Origin of the sequence: Clostridium sartagoforme AAU1 (assembly GCF_000401215.1) — a bacterium.
Lineage (GTDB): Bacteria > Bacillota > Clostridia > Clostridiales > Clostridiaceae > Clostridium > Clostridium sartagoforme.
Map to the genome: position 1 here is coordinate 20,424 of NZ_ASRV01000034.1, position 18,234 is coordinate 38,657.

Annotated in this window: 20 protein-coding genes and 2 pseudogenes; 4 read left to right on the forward strand and 18 right to left on the reverse strand. The window is 25.9% G+C overall.

Annotated elements, in window-relative coordinates:
• Positions 1-20: 20 nt before the first annotated feature.
• From A500_RS03055 to A500_RS03090, 8 genes and pseudogenes are all read right to left on the reverse strand, one after another.
• Positions 21-644, reverse strand: coding sequence for a class I SAM-dependent methyltransferase (locus A500_RS03055; protein WP_016206120.1), 624 nt, complete (start codon positions 642-644; stop codon positions 21-23).
• Between the two features lie 106 nt (positions 645-750).
• Positions 751-1,125 carry an RrF2 family transcriptional regulator gene (locus A500_RS03060; RefSeq protein WP_016206121.1) on the reverse strand — a complete coding sequence of 125 codons (375 nt, stop codon included), beginning with the start codon at positions 1,123-1,125 and terminating at the stop codon, positions 751-753.
• A gap of 192 nt (positions 1,126-1,317) precedes the next feature.
• A pseudogene (locus tag A500_RS03065) lies at positions 1,318-1,557 on the reverse strand (GyrI-like domain-containing protein); the annotation flags it as partial.
• A gap of 269 nt (positions 1,558-1,826) precedes the next feature.
• Complete coding sequence (locus A500_RS03070) at positions 1,827-2,654, reverse strand: sensor histidine kinase (RefSeq protein ID WP_242835033.1); 828 nt, start codon at positions 2,652-2,654, stop codon at positions 1,827-1,829.
• Between the two features lie 135 nt (positions 2,655-2,789).
• Positions 2,790-3,527, reverse strand: coding sequence for an ABC transporter permease (locus A500_RS03075; protein ID WP_016206124.1), 738 nt, complete (start codon positions 3,525-3,527; stop codon positions 2,790-2,792).
• Entirely contained in the window at positions 3,520-4,440 is a 921-nt protein-coding gene (locus A500_RS03080; protein ID WP_016206125.1) for an ATP-binding cassette domain-containing protein, read from the reverse strand. Before A500_RS03080 ends, A500_RS03075 begins: the two co-directional genes overlap by 8 nt.
• 90 nt (positions 4,441-4,530) lie before the next feature.
• Complete coding sequence (locus A500_RS03085; RefSeq protein WP_016206126.1) at positions 4,531-5,226, reverse strand: response regulator transcription factor; 696 nt, start codon at positions 5,224-5,226, stop codon at positions 4,531-4,533.
• A gap of 407 nt (positions 5,227-5,633) precedes the next feature.
• Positions 5,634-6,521: a LysR family transcriptional regulator gene (locus tag A500_RS03090; protein WP_016206127.1), complete on the reverse strand. Its 888-nt coding sequence runs from the start codon at positions 6,519-6,521 to the stop codon at positions 5,634-5,636.
• 113 nt (positions 6,522-6,634) lie between these two features.
• Here A500_RS03090 and A500_RS03095 point away from each other — a divergent pair, with 113 nt between their 5' ends.
• A complete protein-coding gene (locus A500_RS03095) occupies positions 6,635-7,090 on the forward strand; it encodes a DMT family transporter (RefSeq protein ID WP_016206128.1) in 456 nt (151 codons plus the stop codon).
• A 50-nt stretch (positions 7,091-7,140) separates the two neighbouring features.
• Positions 7,141-7,719, forward strand: a complete 579-nt coding sequence (locus A500_RS03100; RefSeq protein ID WP_016206129.1) for an LOG family protein — start codon at positions 7,141-7,143, stop codon at positions 7,717-7,719.
• A gap of 161 nt (positions 7,720-7,880) precedes the next feature.
• Here the strand turns inward: A500_RS03100 and A500_RS03105 are convergent, their stop codons facing one another.
• The 7 genes and pseudogenes from A500_RS03105 to A500_RS03135 all read right to left on the reverse strand — a co-directional run bounded on the left by A500_RS03105 (position 7,881) and on the right by A500_RS03135 (position 12,890).
• The gene (locus tag A500_RS03105; RefSeq protein ID WP_016206130.1) at positions 7,881-8,423 is read right to left on the reverse strand and encodes a DinB family protein; all 543 of its coding nucleotides are present in this window, start codon (positions 8,421-8,423) and stop codon (positions 7,881-7,883) included.
• 50 nt (positions 8,424-8,473) lie between these two features.
• Positions 8,474-9,331: a GNAT family N-acetyltransferase gene (locus A500_RS03110; RefSeq protein WP_016206131.1), complete on the reverse strand. Its 858-nt coding sequence runs from the start codon at positions 9,329-9,331 to the stop codon at positions 8,474-8,476.
• On the reverse strand, positions 9,331-10,092 hold the full coding sequence (locus A500_RS03115; protein WP_016206132.1) for a DUF2087 domain-containing protein: 762 nt from the start codon (positions 10,090-10,092) through the stop codon (positions 9,331-9,333). The genes A500_RS03110 and A500_RS03115 overlap by 1 nt, the downstream gene beginning before the upstream one ends.
• A 201-nt stretch (positions 10,093-10,293) precedes the next feature.
• A complete protein-coding gene (locus tag A500_RS03120) occupies positions 10,294-11,112 on the reverse strand; it encodes an ABC transporter permease subunit (RefSeq protein ID WP_016206133.1) in 819 nt (272 codons plus the stop codon).
• A complete protein-coding gene (locus A500_RS03125) occupies positions 11,112-11,993 on the reverse strand; it encodes an ABC transporter ATP-binding protein (RefSeq protein ID WP_016206134.1) in 882 nt (293 codons plus the stop codon). The genes A500_RS03120 and A500_RS03125 overlap by 1 nt, the downstream gene beginning before the upstream one ends.
• Before the next feature lie 13 nt (positions 11,994-12,006).
• Positions 12,007-12,438, reverse strand: a complete 432-nt coding sequence (locus A500_RS03130; protein ID WP_016206135.1) for a hypothetical protein — start codon at positions 12,436-12,438, stop codon at positions 12,007-12,009.
• A gap of 15 nt (positions 12,439-12,453) precedes the next feature.
• Positions 12,454-12,890: pseudogene (locus tag A500_RS03135) on the reverse strand (LytTR family DNA-binding domain-containing protein).
• A gap of 191 nt (positions 12,891-13,081) precedes the next feature.
• Here A500_RS03135 and A500_RS03140 point away from each other — a divergent pair.
• On the forward strand, positions 13,082-14,434 hold the full coding sequence (locus A500_RS03140; RefSeq protein ID WP_016206137.1) for a [Fe-Fe] hydrogenase large subunit C-terminal domain-containing protein: 1,353 nt from the start codon (positions 13,082-13,084) through the stop codon (positions 14,432-14,434).
• 117 nt (positions 14,435-14,551) lie between these two features.
• Here the strand turns inward: A500_RS03140 and A500_RS03145 are convergent, their stop codons facing one another.
• Positions 14,552-15,928 (reverse strand): glycosyltransferase, encoded by a 1,377-nt coding sequence (locus tag A500_RS03145; protein WP_016206138.1) that lies wholly within the window; start codon positions 15,926-15,928, stop codon positions 14,552-14,554.
• Positions 15,929-15,930: 2 nt separating this feature from the next.
• On the reverse strand, positions 15,931-16,473 hold the full coding sequence (locus A500_RS19330; protein WP_016206139.1) for a glycosyltransferase family 2 protein: 543 nt from the start codon (positions 16,471-16,473) through the stop codon (positions 15,931-15,933).
• Between the two features lie 191 nt (positions 16,474-16,664).
• Here A500_RS19330 and A500_RS03150 point away from each other — a divergent pair, with 191 nt between their 5' ends.
• Entirely contained in the window at positions 16,665-17,510 is an 846-nt protein-coding gene (locus A500_RS03150) for a tetratricopeptide repeat-containing glycosyltransferase family 2 protein (protein WP_016206140.1), read from the forward strand.
• Between the two features lie 285 nt (positions 17,511-17,795).
• On the opposite strand, the gene A500_RS03155 is transcribed toward A500_RS03150, so the two are convergent.
• Entirely contained in the window at positions 17,796-18,050 is a 255-nt protein-coding gene (locus tag A500_RS03155; RefSeq protein ID WP_016206141.1) for a TIGR04540 family protein, read from the reverse strand.
• Positions 18,051-18,234: the final 184 nt, after the last annotated feature.

Here is an 18,234-nt window from a genome sequence, read left to right on the forward strand (position 1 = left end):
TTCACTCTTATTTAAACTATTTACTTTTTACATTTTATTAATAAAAACTTCATTGGCGGTTTATCTTTATTATCACTATCTCTTTCTTCAATCTCATAAAATTCTACAAGTCCATATTCTTGAAACTCCTTTTTTATTGACTCAGAATCATAAAAAAAGATTTTTACTCCTGACATTGTTTCATAATAATTTTCATTAATTTTTCTACCTTTTCCAAACATAGGCGCCTTTTGGGAGATAGCCGTAAATATCATATATCCATTTTGTTTTAATTGTTTGTAACAATCACTAATAAACTTTTTTCTCTCACTTTCATTTAATAAATGAATAAGTGCATAGCTAAATATCCCTTCATAAAGCTTATTTTCAAAAGGCATATCTGCAACTGAACCATTATAAATATTAATATTAATACCATATTGTCTTGCCAAATCAATAGCTGTTTTTGAAATCTCGATTCCTGTAACATTTATATTATTATCAATAAACACCTTTGCATTTCTTCCGTAACCAATGCCTGGTATTAATATATCTTTTATATTATTTTCAACAAAAAAATCTTTTACCCTAATAGCTGATTCTGATGGTTCAAATCCCCACATCGTTTGCTTTTCTATAAAACTTTTTTCCCAAAACTCAGTCATATTTTATTCTCCTTTAAATATATTTTTTGCTTTATTATTTAATTAACCATATTATAGATTCGAATTGTCTATAATATGAATATGAAAATATTTTATATATTTTAAATTATTTCAAATATTTTTTGTTTTTAAGGTATATTTTCATTACACCCTCTGCCTCTAATATAGCATTTTGAATTTTACATTCACTTTTTTCCTGCATTTCACAAGTGAATATGCTGCTATTTCCTTCTATTGCCTCAATAACATCTAAAAGTGAAATATCTTCTTTATTTTTATATAATATATATCCTCCATTTACACCTGGAGTTGATTGGATTATATCAGCTTTTACTAACTTGGTTAAAATTTTAGATAAATAGCTTGGAGATATATTAAAGTAATTCGCTAAAGGATATAAGCTTATATTTTTTCCATCATCATTTTTAATTATATATGCAACTATATGTAGTGCATAATTTGTAGCTTTAGTATATTTCACATCATTTCTCCTTAACTAATATTATATTATAGACTGTATTTATCTATAATATACTTAATCATATTTAGTGTCAATATAAATAATATTCTTAACTATAAAAATAGACTTAATAATTATACAATTGCTTAAGTCTACTTTTTTTCATTTATCTATTAATATTTTTAATTATTTTTTAGAGCTTTATATAAAACTCTATATTTCTCTTTTTAATATTGGTACATAGATATCCATTACAGTATCTATAACTGGATGACACCTCTCATCATAATATTCGAAATCTAATTTTGTTTCATCAAATACATATCCGCTGTCTTTAAACCACTCTTCAAATATATATTTCCAAGTTTTTTTAATAACATTTGCAAAATCATTATTTCCAGCCTCAGTACTTGTATTAATAGGAGGCGTTGTAAATACAGCATAAGTTAATTCATTTTTAATATTTTCCTCAATGAATTCAATACATATTTCTATCGCATCATTATAATCCAAACTTTCACTCACATTTCCCCACGTGGTAGTTATAGTATAACATCAAGAATAAATGAAAACTGTTCCTAATTTGCTGAAAGTAGTTAATCTATTCAGTATTCTTAATAAATTTGAGCTTTAGATATACAAAGCATCATTGATAATATTCAGATCTTAAATTCCAGTTAAATTTCACAAAAAAATAAGCAGTAAAATTAATACAAATTCTACTACTTATGTATATTTTTTATTTTCCATATTATTATGATACTTAATTTACCATCTTTTAGTTCAGATGAAATTTCATGTCCCATCTGTTCCACTAATTCTTTTGTTATAGCAAGACCAATACCAGTGCTCTTACCACTTCTAGTACGATCTGCTGTAAAAAACCTTTGAAATAAGCACTTTGAATCTTCTTCACTTAAGTTTTTAGCCTCATTTGTAAAAGTTGTAATTATATAATCATCTCTATGCTTTAAACTTATTGATACAAAGCTTTCTCCATACTTCAACGCATTTTGTATTAAATTAAATAATATCCTCTTTACAGCATTTTCATCTCCAATAATACTAGGTGCGTTTTCATCTATATCAATATAAGGCTCTATACCTTTATTGGTAAAATCATTATAAAATGAAGCTATTGAATCACAAATCAAATTAGATAGATTAATTAATTCGAAATTAAATTTATATTCCTTCCCTTCAAGTCTTGATAAATCATAGAAACTAGTTATTAACATCTGTAAAGATTTTGTTCTATCCTTTATTATATTCATATACTCGTTTTTCTCAAACTGGCTTATATTAGGATCCTCCATGAGCTGCAAATATCCCATTACCGATGTAAGAGGTGTTCTAAGATCATGTGATATATTGGAAATTGATTCTTTAAGTTCTAAATCCATCTTTCTGTAATTAACTTCTGTTTTCTGTTTTAAATCTATATTATTATTTATTTCTAAAATTAACCTCTCAACATTCTTATTTCCTGTCTTCAATAATACCCTTGAATTTGTTTTATTTTTATTTATATACCTAAGTTGATTCTCCACACTTTTTATTTCTTTTCTTAATAAGATGTAAAGTGTGACAACTATACTCAATATAATGGTAAGACAAATAACTATTATAAAAATCATATATGTCACACCTTTCTCTTTAATCTTTAGAATTAAATTTATAAATATCTATTTAATTTCTTTCTTCCTTAAATATAACATACTTAATCCTGTAAATACTACAGTGTATACAACTCCTACTAGTATTGCAGGTCCTATATTTTCAATAGTTAAAGGCTCACTAGCTAAAATATTTAACTTAGTAGAAATAAGGTAATTATTTAAATAGCTAAATTTCTCCCAAACAAGTAGTGATAATATAGCTATAATATTTTTAGTCATTAAGAATATTCCAAAATATACAAAAGCAGAAATATTGCTACTATTAAAAACTAATGCTATAAATGTACCTATAGATATTGCTGCTATCCATAATACACTTGCCAGTGCAAATCTGATAAGAAATTCTGATAAGAAGTCACTTGGTCCCCCTAAAAATATTAAACCACTTATTGAAAATGCAGTTAATATAATAAATGCTGATAGCATTGAAAGAATAACTGCAGTAATAACCTTAGAAATAGCTATTGTATTTCTTGTAACTCCAAAAGATACTACATTTTTAAAGGTTTGATTTTTTTGCTCATCACTAGTTGCCATTTCAACAAATACTCCTACTAAATATATAGGAAGAGTAAATGCTTGAGTAGCTATATCAAGTACTAAATTAAAATTTTTATCTGGAATACTTGAAATCTTAAAAAGCACTGTAACTAATACTGACATTGCAGCTATTATTCCTGTATAAATCCAAAAATATTTTCTATTAAGATTCCTGTAAATATCTGCTCTTATATAATTAAGCATTATGTCCACCCCCAATTAAATTTATAAAGTAATTTTCTAGGTTTACTCCTTCTGAACTCATGGAGTATAACATAATATTATTATTTATAAGAACTTTAGACACCTTCTCCGGAACATTCATAAGATCATACAATTTTATTTCATTATCATTTAGAATTTCATATTCACTGCTTCCAAGTTCTCTCTCAATTATAGCAGCTGCTTTTGCTGTATCACTTACCTTTATAGCCAAGGCTTTTCTACACTTGTTACTTAGCTCCTCTGAAGATAATTGTTCTAAAAATACACCATTATGAATGAAGCCATAAGTAGTTGCAAGTTGAGAAAGTTCACTTAATATATGACTTGATATAAGTATTGTTGTATTTCTCTCTCTATTAAGCTTTAATAATATCTCCCTAAATTCTACTATTCCAGTAGGATCAAGACCATTTATAGGCTCGTCTAAAATAAGTATATCTGGACTAGACATTATTGTAAGTGCTAATCCCAATCTTTGCTTCATACCTAGAGAGAAATTCTTGAATTTTTTATTTCCTGTATCATGTAACCCTACAATTTTAAGAGCATAATCTATGGAGTCTTTTTCTGCTATCCCTCTTTGAATCCTATAATATTCAAGATTCTTTTTTGCGGATAAATAAGGGAAAAAGCTAGGCGTTTCAATTATAGCTCCCGTTCTCATTCTTGATTTATTTAATCCTTGAGATGATGTTTCATTAAACAAATCAATTTCCCCACTAGATGGCATTGTAAGCCCACTTATCATTCTAAGAAGAGTTGTTTTTCCTGCTCCATTTTTTCCAACAAGTCCATATATATCTCCTTGTTTTATTTCCATATTAACATTATTTACTGCCAATTGATTATGATACTTCTTAGTTAAATTTTTTGTTTTAAGTATTGTATCCATAACTCAAATTTTCCTCCTTTTCTTGTATAACTATATATTAAAGTATAATCAACAAGATACCTTAAAGAAAAACTTAAGAAAGTATTAATTTTATTGACTTATCTTAAATCCAATTCCCCATACAGTATGAATATACTCATCATTAGGTTTGATTTTAGAAAGCTTTGAGCGAAGATTACTTATATGAACATTTATTGTATTGTCATCTCCTAAGAATTCCTCATTCCAAACATGTTCAAATAAATTTGACTTTGTAAATACCTTATTGGGATTAGCCATTAAAAGCTCTAATATACAAAACTCTCTTGCTGTAAGAATAACAGGCTTTCCATCTAAGGTAACCTCTACAGTATCTCTATTTAAAATTAAATCCTTATGTCTTAATATCCGATCTTTCTCCTTAGGCTTTGAAAATACCATATAGCGTCTTAATTGAGACTGAACCCTTGCTATGACCTCATTGGTATCAAAGGGTTTTGATATAAAATCATCTGCTCCAAGCCTAAGAGTTTCTACCTTAACATCTTGTTCAGCCTTTGCAGATATAACTATTATAGGCATTGTTTTTATCTTTCTTATATGCTTAATAATCTCTTCTCCACTTATTCCTGGTAACATTAAATCAAGCAAAATAAGATGATACTCATACTGTTCCATACACATTCTAGCTTCTGTTCCTGAATATGCAGATCTTATATTATATCCTTCTTTAATTAATATCTTACATAGAAGATTATTTATATCTAAATCATCCTCTACAACTAATATATTTATATTATTATCCATAAAATTTCTTTAGTATCCCCACTAAAGTTCCTCCTTTCTTTTTTACCCTATAAAATTATATAAATATTGCATCGTATATTATTATATCATTTATTATAATTTCTTATATATATCTATTAACTTATTCTTATACCTCTATCACTGATTTCTTATTATTTTTTATACATTAAACATTTATACTAATACATTCATGAACTGTACGTGTATCGCTATTTTATAATTTTATCTGTTATGATTAAATTTTAACCTCATTTATATGTGTTACGATTCTCCATAACTACTGCAAGTGAGGTTTTTATATTGAAATTATCCTTTAACCATCATGAAATTATTATAAATTATATTTGAAATTTTACAATACACACAATAGACAATCTTTTAACATTATGTATAGTTAATTAACTAATCTACTTTTTAATAACTTCAATAAACTTCTGCGTTGCTGTAGACATAGGAATATCCTTTTTAATTGCTATTCCAAGAGATCTTTCTGGAATTTTTTCTTTAATAGAAACTTCATATAATTCTTTCTCTTCTAATTCCTTTTGAACATAATCTTTTATAACATTTGAAACTCCAAAACCTTTTTTAGCAGATTCAATCAATAATTCCATGTTACTTAACTCCATTTGTGGTACTACTGTTACACCATTTGAAGTAAAATAATTATCTAAATACTCTCTTGTGTTTCCACCCTTGCCAAGGAGAAGAATAGGATAATTATCTATTAGTTTCTTCAAGTCTATTTGCTCCTTTGTAATATCTTTATATTTATCTCCAACAACAAAACAATCTTGTATTTTAAATGTTTTAACAATCTCAATAGAACTATTAGTTTCTATGTGCATATTAAAGATTCCTATATCTATTTCTCCAGAATTTAAAGATTTTAATATTTCATGACTTGCCATATCTTTAATATAAATTTTTATATTTGGATAATTTAAATTATATTCTTCTAGATACTTCATTAAATAATGTTTGCATAATGCACTACATACAGCAATTCTTACTTGTCCTATATTAAGATTCTTCAGTTCTAAAAACTTTCTTTCTGCCGTCTGCATAAGCCCATATCCTTGCTCTATATATTTAAAAAGAACTTCGCCTTCTACTGTAAGACAAACTCCTTTTGGTGTTCTATAAAACAATTGTCCCCCTAACTTTCCTTCTAATAGCTTTATAGATTGACTAACTGCTGGTTGTGATGTGAAAAGTTCTTTAGCTGCCTTAGATATGCTACCTAATTTCGCAGTAATGTAAAAAATTTTATAAAGTTCAAAATTAATATCCATATAAAATTTTAATATACCTCCTATACTAAAAATCGATTTTACTTATATCATTGTTTCTAATTATAATTTCTTTAGAAAAGTTAATCAATAAATAAAAAGTTGGAGGTTTTAAATTGATATTTTTATATTACTTGCTGTCATTAGTTGCTGGATTTGCCTTAACTATGCAAAGTGGATTAAATAGAGTTCTTCGTTCAAAAATAGGAAATCCTATAATTTCATCTCTCATTAGCTTTGGTGTAGGAACTCTAGGACTTGCAATAGTATTATTCTTTACAGTAATAAATGGCTCTACTTCATTAAATGTTTCTAATAACATTAAAAATATAAGATGGTGGATGCTATCTGGAGGATTACTTGGAGCCTTTTATATTCTAACAACAATACTTTCTTCTCCTAAAATTGGATTTGCAAATATGTTTAGCCTTATTATATGTGGACAGATACTCTTATCTGTTATATTTGATCATTTTGGCTTATTAGGAAATCAGACTCACTTGCTAACAGGAAAAAGAATACTAGGCGTAATTTTATTAATCCTAGGTGTTTACATTATTCAAAATAATTAATTATAAATTTATATTAAATCTAAATTAAAAAAATATTTAGGAGGTACCTTATGAAAAGAATCTGTATTTATTCTGGATCAAATCTTGGTTCTAAACCAGAATACAAAGAAAATACTAAACTACTTGGAAAAATACTAGCTAAAAACAATATTGAATTGGTATATGGAGGCTCAAGAATTGGCCTTATGGGGGAAATCGCAAATGAAGTTTTAAATAATAAGGGAAAAGTTATTGGGGTTATGCCCAAAAGACTTTTTTCAGGCGAAATGGTTCATAATAACTTAACTGAACTTATTGAAGTTAAAAACATGCATGAAAGAAAACAAATTATGGCTGATCTTTCAGATGGATTTATAGCTCTTCCTGGTGGATTAGGAACTTTTGAAGAACTCTTTGAAATACTTAGTTGGTCTCAGCTTGGTATTCACAAAAAACCTATTGGAGTATTAAATATATCAAGTTTCTTTGATCCTCTTATACATATGATTAAAAATTCTTGTGATGAAGGTTTCATGAGAGAATCAAACCTTAAACTTATATCAATCTCAGATTCTCCTTCAGAACTAATAAAACTAATGGAAAACTATACTCCTCCTTTAATGGAAAATAAATGGAGGCAATTGAAATAAGGATATCTTTATTTTCTATCAAATAACTTTAAGAAAGGTATAGACAGTTGACTATAATAAGTTAAATTACAATCAGCTGTCTATTTTAATTTTTTAAAATATAATTTATTTATGGTACGGTTCATAATTCTTAATCATGGCACCCGTAGATATGACCTTTTTTATTTTTGAGAAGCGTATAGGAATCTACAGTAGCCAATTTCAGCGGCATTCTTCATAAGTTCAACATTTAACCATGCTACAAGTTCATAAAAAGGCCTATCTGTAAATGGCCATTTAGTTCTTTCAGTAGAAATAAAATCTTCATCAGATAAAGAAGTCAATATTCTCATCCACTCTTCACGGAGTTCATATATTTTTTTCTTAACATCTATAATATTACCAGGCCAATTTATATAATTCCTAGTTAAAGTTCCTTCTCCAAAAGAATGATCTAAGACCATTGACCACCAATAAATTATATGCCAAGTAACCCAAGCAATACTTGCTGGTCCAATACTATACTCTTCTGTTTCTGGCCAATCTGCACACCATACTCCTGAATTCTTATAAACATGAAGTCCATTTGAAGCAGGTCTCCAAATACATTCTTCATCTTCAATATTCGTAAGATGAAACTCTAACAATTGCCATGATATATCAAACTGAAACTTTAAAGTATTTTTAATTGTATTAGTTGAATCTTTAATATCTATAGAATTCATGGTAACCCTCCTAATTATAGTCAATGAAATATTAAATAAATATGTTTCACTTATCTAATTTCTATCCAATCACTTAATTTATTATAAACCTTAAATCCTCTCTTTTTATACATTTCATAAGCAATGTCATTCTTTTCTATTACTGTTAAGCAAATTTCTTCTACTTCCTTTTCATTTAAGTATTGTATTGCTGTTTCTAATAATTTTTTACCATAGCCTTTTCCCCTATACTCTTTTATTAATCCTATATCGAAAAAGCCTTTATTTCCTTCAATACTGGTATTTAAAAAACCTATGCTTTCACCTTTATCTATTATAATAAAATGATCTTCATTGTCATTTTTATTTTCTAAATATCCTTCTGCTTCTTCAATTTCTATATAGGTTCCATGAGGCATATCCATAAAAGACTTATTATATACATCAACATATTCCTTAATATTTTTCTTTGATAATTTAATTTTATCTAATACATCATTTTCTTTCTCTCTATTATTTAAAATCATATTAAAGGATGAATAACTTCTTTCTAACCCAATTTCTTGTGCTAGGTTAAGTAAATCCTTATCTCTTATTCCAAGTAGAACTTTATTTGCTTTGTATTTATTAGCTAATTCTAATGAACTGTGAATTAGTTTATTTAATATTTCTTTATTATCCTTTTGACAAATTACTTTATTAATATAAATAGTTTTTAATTTATCTACAACCTCTAATATTACTGATAACTTACCTGCTATTTTATCTTTATGAAAATAAAATAATACACCTTCCCCATAATTAGAAATCTTACCCTTAAGATCTTTTTCAATTTCATATAATGATAATTTAGTATTTTCATTATTTTTTATATACTCTAATGCTGAAATTCTTTCATCATTATTTAATTCTAAAATATTCTTTATCATTATTCCTTCACCCAATATTCACTACAATCTTTAGATCTATCCAAAAATCCATATTGAATTAAAGCTCTTCTTATTGTTGCATAGTCTTCATATATTCTTTTTAATACCCTATTTATTTCTTTTTCAGAATATATCTTTCCAACATTAAAGTTTTTAGTTATTTCTTCTAATATTATGATTTTTTTCTTTTCTCTAGCTGGATAACTCTTTAATGCACCATTTTCATCTACATAAGTTTCTATTACTTTAATTTTTTCTTCCTTAGTTATATTAAATCTATCATCTAAGGTTGTTGCCCCTTTGTGTGCATCACAAATAACATCTTCTTCCAGCATGTTTATATCTTTATTTGTATTTTTAGCAAGTAAATTCATAGTGGCTAAAAATAACTTAGCTTGCTTTTCTTTTTCTCTTAATTTATACCTATGATTTCTAATAGTAGAATTTGCAATACCCAATTTTGATGCTATTTCTTTATCGTTAAGTCCTAAAGCTATTAATTCAATTATTGCTTTTTGAGATGATGATATTCCTGTATAAAGGGAGTTCATACTCAGTAAATAACCTAACATAGAATTGTGTTTTTCTTTTACATGAAGCTGCGCAGCCTTTTTAGCATCATATAAATTATCACCTATCTCGTATATTCTGCCTTTAATAAATACTTCTTCACATACTATACATTTTATATATTCTTCAGTTTCTACAAATCCATTTTCTATTTCATCTATAGAAGCTCTCCAAAAAAACTCATTATCCATTATTATACCTCCATAATATTTCATTTATTAAATTTTACAACAATTTATTGTTTTTGTCTACAAATTCATAGACTTTATTGCGTTTGGTTTGTTATTATATAAAATTAGGAGCTGTGATAACAGCTCCTAATTTAAAAATATATTTATTTTTAAGTTTTACACTTTTCATTATTAATTTTATATTGTAGCAAAGCTTCTGTTTTAATTTATATTCATATCCTTCTTTTTATAAATGACACTAGAAATAAGTAATGATATTGCTATAAGCAAAAAGCCTAATATTATAAACTTTGCTTCAAATCCATCCTTTATTATATTTGATGGAATTACCCATTCATATGGAGAGAAGTATTTTATAAATGAAAATTCTTCTTTTAGTTTAGATAAAATACCTAGTATATATGTCATAAAAAACAAACTTACTCCTATACTAGTTGCAGCTTTCCCCCTTTTTAGAATTGTTGATATAGCTACTCCAATTGCCATAAATATATATCCTAAAAATGCCATTCCAATAAACATACTTTTTATATTTATTGAAAGATCTATCATATTTACTTCAGTTGGCTTAACTGTAATAGATATACCTACCGTAACAGCTACAACAATAACTAAAAATACAAGAAGATATACAACTCTTGATAATATCTTACTCCAAAGAATTTTATTTCTTGATACTGGCTTAGAATACAAAAATTCTATTGTCCCTTCGCTTTCTTCTTCAATTATAGAGTTAACCCCTAGCATTGCACCATAAATACCAAAAGCCATTGCAACATATTGAAGACAATATGCAAGAAAATCATTTATGTTACTAAAATCAGTAGTACTTGAAAAATTAAAGGCTTCTAGAATAGCTGGTGGAAGTGAATCTAATTTGGCACCTACTAACTCCTTCATTCCCATATCCTTCATGCTTGGAAATAATGCCATAAATAAAACTATAATTGCAGAAGTTCCTATGCTCCAATATATTAATGATTTTATATTTCTTTTAAATTCAAATTTAAATATATTCATTATTTATTCTCTCCTTCATAATAATTTAAAAAGGCTTCTTCTAATTTAACTTCTTCAATTAGCAACTTATCCAAATTATATTTAGCTAATAAATTTATTAGCTCATTTATATTGCCTTTATAAATAAACTCAATTTCTTCATTAACATATTTAAAGCTTTCACTTATACCTTCAATTTCTTTCATATCCATATTGATAGATTTTAGAGTTATTCTTTTACCTAAATCTCTATCCATATTATTTAAATCTAGTATATCTATTATTTCCCCTTCTTTTATAACTGCAACTCTATCACAAAACTTTTCTATTTCAGATAGATTATGTGATGATAAAAATATGGTTTTACCTTTTGCTTTTTCCTTTAATAATATATTAAATAGTTTTTGTTGAATTAATGGATCTAAGCCATTTGTTGGCTCATCTAAAATTACTATTTTAGGATTACTTAAAAGCGCTTGAACTATAGCTACCTTCTTTTTATTTCCAAGGCTAAGTTCTTCAATTTTTTTATCTAGTTCAACTTCTAATTCATTACAAAGTTCATTTAAATAATTTCTATCACAATAATCAAAAAATGAAATTGCATAATTCAATATATCCTTTACTTTAACTTCTGAGTAATATTTTACTTCACTTGGTACATAACTTGTAAATTCCTTAATAAGTTTACTTTCACTAACAATATCTTTTCCTAATATTTTAGCACTTCCTAATGTAGGAAAAATAAAATTAAGCAATGTCTTTATAGTTGTAGATTTACCAGCTCCATTTGGACCTATAAATCCATATATCTCTCCTTCTCTAATTTCTAAGTTCACATTTTTTATTCCCCTGTTTTTTCCGTAACTTTTAGTCAAATTGTTTATTTTAATAGCTTCCATATTTACCACCCCACTATAAATTTTCTTTATATTTTATTAATTTATCATTAAACCTTTCCCCTGTTAATTTTTTATACGCATAAAAGTTTATTGTTACTAGCATAAAATAGCCTGTATATATCATAAAGAATATGCTATTAGATATTCCCCATAACTCTGTCCAATTAAAGTAATTAATAAAAATATTTAAAATACCTAAAAGTATTAAATAGTGTGCTACTACTTTAATTTTTATTGATACCTTAGATAAAAATTTTTCACTATATAAAATAAATTGAATTATACTAATTATTAATGCTAATGAAATAAATTCCCATAGTAATCCTAAAGGCATTATTTTATTTCCAATAAAAAGACTTACTACCCCATAGGTCAATATTATCATCATAAAAAATAATCCAGTTAATGATTTTAATTCATATCCCATATTATAAAAATCCTTCATTAATTTCGTCTCCTTTTAATAATCTAATTTTGCTTTAAGTATGGGAACATATTGTCTTGAAACTATTAATTTTTCTTTATTTTCAAGTAGAACTTCAATACGTCCCCCCATTATAGGATTTATTACTGAAATTTTAGAGATATTTATTATTGTTGATTTAGACGCTCTAAAAAATGATATGTAGAAAACTTTTCTTCAATTTCATAAAGCCTTAAATTGCTTTCATAAATATCTTTTTTAGTGTACATAAATGTTTTCTTATCTACAGATTCAAAATACAATATATTATCTGGTTTTATAATATAAACCTTATTATCTTTAAGTCCTGTAATAACATTTTCCTCTTCTTTTAATTTAGAAAGTATATTAATTACATCCTCGTTTATACTTTTACAATTTATAATTACTTCGATTTCATTATTATTTTCATCTTCATTAATTATTACTTTCATAATAACTCTCCTTAGACTTTTATAATCTCATACTACTACTTTTAATAAATATATCAATAATATTATCCTAAGATGCATTATTTTAATACCAAGATGTAATATTTTGCGAAGCAGTTTATAAATTTTAAGTATTAATAATTAGTAAATTATATATACTAAACTATAGAAAAATTATTATTGGGAGGTATAAGATGCATAATAAATATAATGATCTTTTTGATACTCTAGTGCGCTCTTATTACGAAGGAAATTTTGATGAAACTCTTTCTAAAATTATGGTATGTCATGAAGTTTCACCTCAGGAAACCTTCAAAATTATTACATCACTTTGTGGAGTATCTTTAGAATTTGATAATAATTACGTTTATAACTTAAAAAAAGCCATTACAAACTATAGTGTAAATAAAAGATTTATTGAAAAACTTGATAGTTGTAATATTAATTGTAAACAAGATGAAAATAATAAATTCAAATGTCAATCTAGTTGTCCATTTGATGCAATATCATATGATGATTCTAATAAATCTACATATATAAATTATGATTTATGCGTTGGTTGTGGATTATGTATTGATTCTTGTAAGGATGGTAAGTTCTTAGATAAAATTGACTTTCTTCCAATACTAGATTTATTAAAAAATAATAAAACTGTAATTGCTGCTGTTGCTCCTGCTATTATTGGACAATTTGGAGAAAATGTTACTATGGATCAATTGCGTGCTGCTTTTATAAAGATAGGATTTAGTGATATGATTGAAGTCGCTTTTGCAGCTGATATGATAACAATTAAAGAGGCTGTTGAATTTAATCATCATGTTAATGGACCTAATGATTTAATGATAACTTCTTGTTGTTGCCCTATGTGGGTTGGTATGTTGAAAAAAGTTTATAAGGAGCTAGTTCCAGACTTATCTCCATCTGTTTCTCCTATGGTTGGTGCTGGAAGAGTAATAAAGAAATTAAATCCACATACTAAAGTTGTGTTTATTGGTCCTTGTATAGCAAAAAAGGCTGAAGCTAAAGAACCTGATCTATCTAAAGATATTGATTTTGTGTTAACTTTTCAAGAATTAGATAATATATTTAAATCTCTTGAAATCAAACTTGATAAACTTCAGGGGATTCCTTCAAAAGATTATGCGTCAAGAGGTGGAAGATTATATGCGCGTACAGGTGGGGTTTCTATAGCTGTGGGGGAAGCTGTTGCAGAGCTATATCCTAAGAAATCAAAACTATTTAAATCTGTTAAAGCTGAAGGAGTTAGAGAATGTAAAGACATTTTAAATAAAGCCTTAAGTGGTGAAATAGAAGCAAATTTTATAGAAGGAATGGGTTGTGTTGGAGGATGCGTTGGAGGTCCTAAAGCCCTTATACCTAAAGAACAAGGTAAAATTGCTGTAGATTCCTTTGCATATAATTCTCCTATAAAAATAGCTACTCATAGTGATACTATGGATACAGTATTAGAAAAGCTCAACATTCATTCATTAAAGGATTTTGAAGATGATTCTAAAACTGAAATATTCCATAGGGATTTTCATTAAAAGATATAATTCTTATAATAAATTATTAATTATATTTTGTTTTATAGCTTTTATTAAAAAATGGAGAATATATAATTCAAAAATTATATATTCTCCATTTTAAATTTTGATTACTTATTATTCTTCCCATTTCTTTAAGTTAGGACTATGATCCAATATTGAATTATACTGATTTAGTATTCCATATCTTCCATTTGGATCTAATGTCATATACCTATTATATTTTTCTATTCTATCCTCTAATCTGGACCAACCATAATGTTTTAATCTTAAATCGCTAATACTATATGCTAAGTTATTACAATTATATGGCATTCTTCCACAATGCTGAGGAGTTTCTCTAAATAAATAATTATAATTTTCTTGATATCTTATCATAAATAATCTATAGGTATTATGAGCATTCCATAGGCTATCTTCTCTGTAATGATCTTCATCCCAAAAATCATATAACCTAAACATATATCCATCAACTTCAGTATTTCTCATAAGATCTTTAACTTTATATTTAAATTTATCTTCAAATATCTCATCTGCATCTAAAAATACTATCCAATCTGGATTAGTTTTTATTGTTTCAATCCATTGTTGTTTTCTTAAAGTTACCTCATTACTAAATTTTGAAGTTTTATTTTCTATTAAAACATATGGTATATTCTTTAATACATCATTTATTATTTCGATAGTATCATCCGTACTACCATCATCTATAATAACTGCATTGTCTATATACTGTATTGCTTCCTCTAATACTTTTCTTAAGAATCTCTTCCCTTCATTTTTTACTACCATTGATAAGGTTAACTTATTATTTTCTTCTTTTACTTTTCTTATAAGAGGCTTTACTAATGGTTCAATTTCCTTTTCAATTATCCATTTAGCAATTTTATAGTTGTCCTCTTCATCCTTTTGTAATACACATTTTCCTTGTTTCTCTTTATGATAGCTATATCCATTTTTATATCCTTCTTCGTTATATATAACTTTAACAACAATTTCATTAAAATTATTAGTAAATGGGATTTGATAGTTAACTATATTTAATTTATTAGTTATCTTTTCTTCTAATATAATTTTTCTCATATTTTCCAGTTTATTTTTTAACCTTTGCCTTTCATCATGTGTAAAATACTTGAGATATCCTACTGGTAGCTCTTTTTTATAACTATAATCACTAATACCTTGAAGTGCTACCTTAATAACTTCTCTTGCTTTATAACTATTAATTTGAAAATCCTTATTTTTATTATTTAATTTATATGAGGCTACTTTTAATAAATCCTCACTTCTATATATATGATGAGCTGGATAATAGGTATCAACATATAATTGAATTCCTAGAACTGCTGCTCTTACGCAAAAATGCCTATCTTCTCCCCAAAAAGAAATATTATAAATCTTATTAAAATTTACTCCCTTATTTAAAGCTGATTTATATATTAATGTACATGCACCTAAGCCTCCAACCTTATAAGTCCCAGGTTTCTTTAACATTTCTAAGAACTCTGATGATTTTTTAAAGTTTCTGCTTCAGTAAGTCCTACTCCACCTTCACTATCATATAAAGTATATGTGTCTTTTAACCATACTTGAGGTTGCTCATATGAATCTGGTTGCCACTTTGTCCAGAATATATTAGAAATTATCTCTTTATTTAATGATACTAATCTTTTCAAAGTATTAGGATGTAATATTAAATCTGAATCTATAAGAAAAAGATAATCAAAATTTTCTTTTATAGCTCTCTGTATTATAATATTTTTAAACTTCGATACTTTTTCTATTAATTCATTAGACCATCTATGAGTATAGTCATCGCAAATGTATAAGGATGTATTATTATTTTTTAATATAGTAACCTTTTTTTCTTCTTCTTTAAATTTCGCTAATATTAAAGAGGATTCCATTATACTATTGTCATCTATGAAACAATATTGAATATCTAATTCATCTTTTTTTAATTCTTTCAATGAAATTAAAAACTCTCTTAATATATCAGGTTTTTGATGAATCGGACTTCCTACCAAAACTTTAATCATAAGTTTCCTCCAATTTCTTAATCTAAATAATATACTTATACTTATCATATTATGCTTATTTTTAATAAAATAACCTCTAATAAGTAAATTTAAGTAGAAATAGCCAATATTATCTAGTTTTCTATTATTAGCAGATTTCATTTATTATCATATTGTATAGTGAAACAACTTTTATTGGAGGTAAATTTTCTTTGGGTACTTTAAGCGTTTGTATTATAGCTAAAAATGAAGAAGAAAATCTAGTTAGATGTCTTAAAAGCGTACAGAACATTGCTGATGAAATAATTTTAATTGATACCGGATCTATTGATAATACAATTAATATATCCAATGAATTTAATGCTAAAGTAATACACTTTTTATGGAATAATGACTTTAGCGCTGCAAAAAACAAAGCCTTAGAAGTTGCCTCTAAGGATTGGATTTTATGCATTGATTGTGATGAGGCATTAGATATTACTCAAATTATTAAATTAAAAAGTATATTAAATAATTCTTCTCATCTTGGCTTTAGATTACAACTTATAAACATAATTGATAATAAACCCTATAAAGGTGGATATTTACTTAGGATTATAAAAAATAACTCTGGTTTTTATTTTTCTGGAAAAATTAATGAAAGTCTTAAAAATTCTATATATAAAGATTCTTATATTAATAAAGTTTTGAATTCAGAGATGCTTTTATATAACTTTGGATATGACTATAATAAAAAATCTTTAATGAAGCGTTGCAATAGAAATCTTTCTATTTACCTTTCTTTTGATAATTATAAGAAAGACTATTTATATTATTACAATATTGCTAATGAATACTTTCTTTTAAAGAATTATACTAAAGCTATTGATAACTATATTAAAGCTCTTGATTTAAGTAGTAATTATTTTATAGAAAGCTATATGAGTTTTTTAATTGTAAAAACTTATTATAAAATGAATAACTTTAAGGAAGCAATATTTATTGGAGAAAGCTTATCAATTAAATATAATGCTTTTAGAGAAATTTATCTACTTTTAAGCATATGCTATGAAAAATAGATGATTTAGATAAATCGAAGAACTATTTAAAAACTTACTTAAGTTTATACTCTAAGGGGCCTCCTTACTGTTTTAGACTAGACTATATAAATATGAATAATATAATTCCAGAAATGTTTGGTTTTAAATTAGATGATTTAGAAAACTTAATTTAAAAATGTTAAAAGGAGGATAAGTATTGCTACTTTCCTCCTTGTTACATTCATTAATAAAATAATATAGGTTTTTAGTGGAACCATTTAAAGTTTAAAATATAGATTATTGCATGATAATATAATTATTAGATTATTCTTCTCTTTTTTTCATTAATATTTGTTCTAATACATTAAGTCTAGTTTTCCCTAAAATTTGTTTTGGTTTTTTAGCTATCTCATTATCTTTATAAAATTTAACCTTATTACATTCTACAACTTTGAATATTTTTTCTTCTAAAGCTTCATCCTCTATGTTGCCTTCAAAATAATCATCTATGTAATCTCTTAAGGCATAACTAAGTTCCTCTTGATTTTTATAATATAATCTAATTCCACCCTTATTCAAGAATATTATCCTCCCTAAAATCTACTTTTATAATATGTTTATGATAAAAAATCTACTTTTAAAATATATTTTATACTAAAATATCCTATATACAATATGTATTAAAATTATTAATTTTTATTTAATTAATTAAGTGTTAGTATATATTATTACTATATTATAAAGTTTTAACTTATATATAGTT

Coding starts and splice junctions, on each gene's coding strand:
- A500_RS03055 (WP_016206120.1), bottom strand. CDS start 644: ATGACTGAGTTTTGGGAAAAAAGTTTTATAGAAAAGCAAACGATGTGG.
- A500_RS03075 (WP_016206124.1), bottom strand. CDS start 3,527: ATGCTTAATTATATAAGAGCAGATATTTACAGGAATCTTAATAGAAAA.
- A500_RS03080 (WP_016206125.1), bottom strand. CDS start 4,440: ATGGATACAATACTTAAAACAAAAAATTTAACTAAGAAGTATCATAAT.
- A500_RS03085 (WP_016206126.1), bottom strand. CDS start 5,226: ATGGATAATAATATAAATATATTAGTTGTAGAGGATGATTTAGATATA.
- A500_RS03090 (WP_016206127.1), bottom strand. CDS start 6,521: ATGGATATTAATTTTGAACTTTATAAAATTTTTTACATTACTGCGAAA.
- A500_RS03100 (WP_016206129.1), top strand. CDS start 7,141: ATGAAAAGAATCTGTATTTATTCTGGATCAAATCTTGGTTCTAAACCA.
- A500_RS03105 (WP_016206130.1), bottom strand. CDS start 8,423: ATGAATTCTATAGATATTAAAGATTCAACTAATACAATTAAAAATACT.
- A500_RS03110 (WP_016206131.1), bottom strand. CDS start 9,331: ATGATAAAGAATATTTTAGAATTAAATAATGATGAAAGAATTTCAGCA.
- A500_RS03115 (WP_016206132.1), bottom strand. CDS start 10,092: ATGGATAATGAGTTTTTTTGGAGAGCTTCTATAGATGAAATAGAAAAT.
- A500_RS03120 (WP_016206133.1), bottom strand. CDS start 11,112: ATGAATATATTTAAATTTGAATTTAAAAGAAATATAAAATCATTAATA.
- A500_RS03125 (WP_016206134.1), bottom strand. CDS start 11,993: ATGGAAGCTATTAAAATAAACAATTTGACTAAAAGTTACGGAAAAAAC.
- A500_RS03130 (WP_016206135.1), bottom strand. CDS start 12,438: ATGAAGGATTTTTATAATATGGGATATGAATTAAAATCATTAACTGGA.
- A500_RS03140 (WP_016206137.1), top strand. CDS start 13,082: ATGCATAATAAATATAATGATCTTTTTGATACTCTAGTGCGCTCTTAT.
- A500_RS03145 (WP_016206138.1), bottom strand. CDS start 15,928: ATGTTAAAGAAACCTGGGACTTATAAGGTTGGAGGCTTAGGTGCATGT.
- A500_RS19330 (WP_016206139.1), bottom strand. CDS start 16,473: ATGATTAAAGTTTTGGTAGGAAGTCCGATTCATCAAAAACCTGATATA.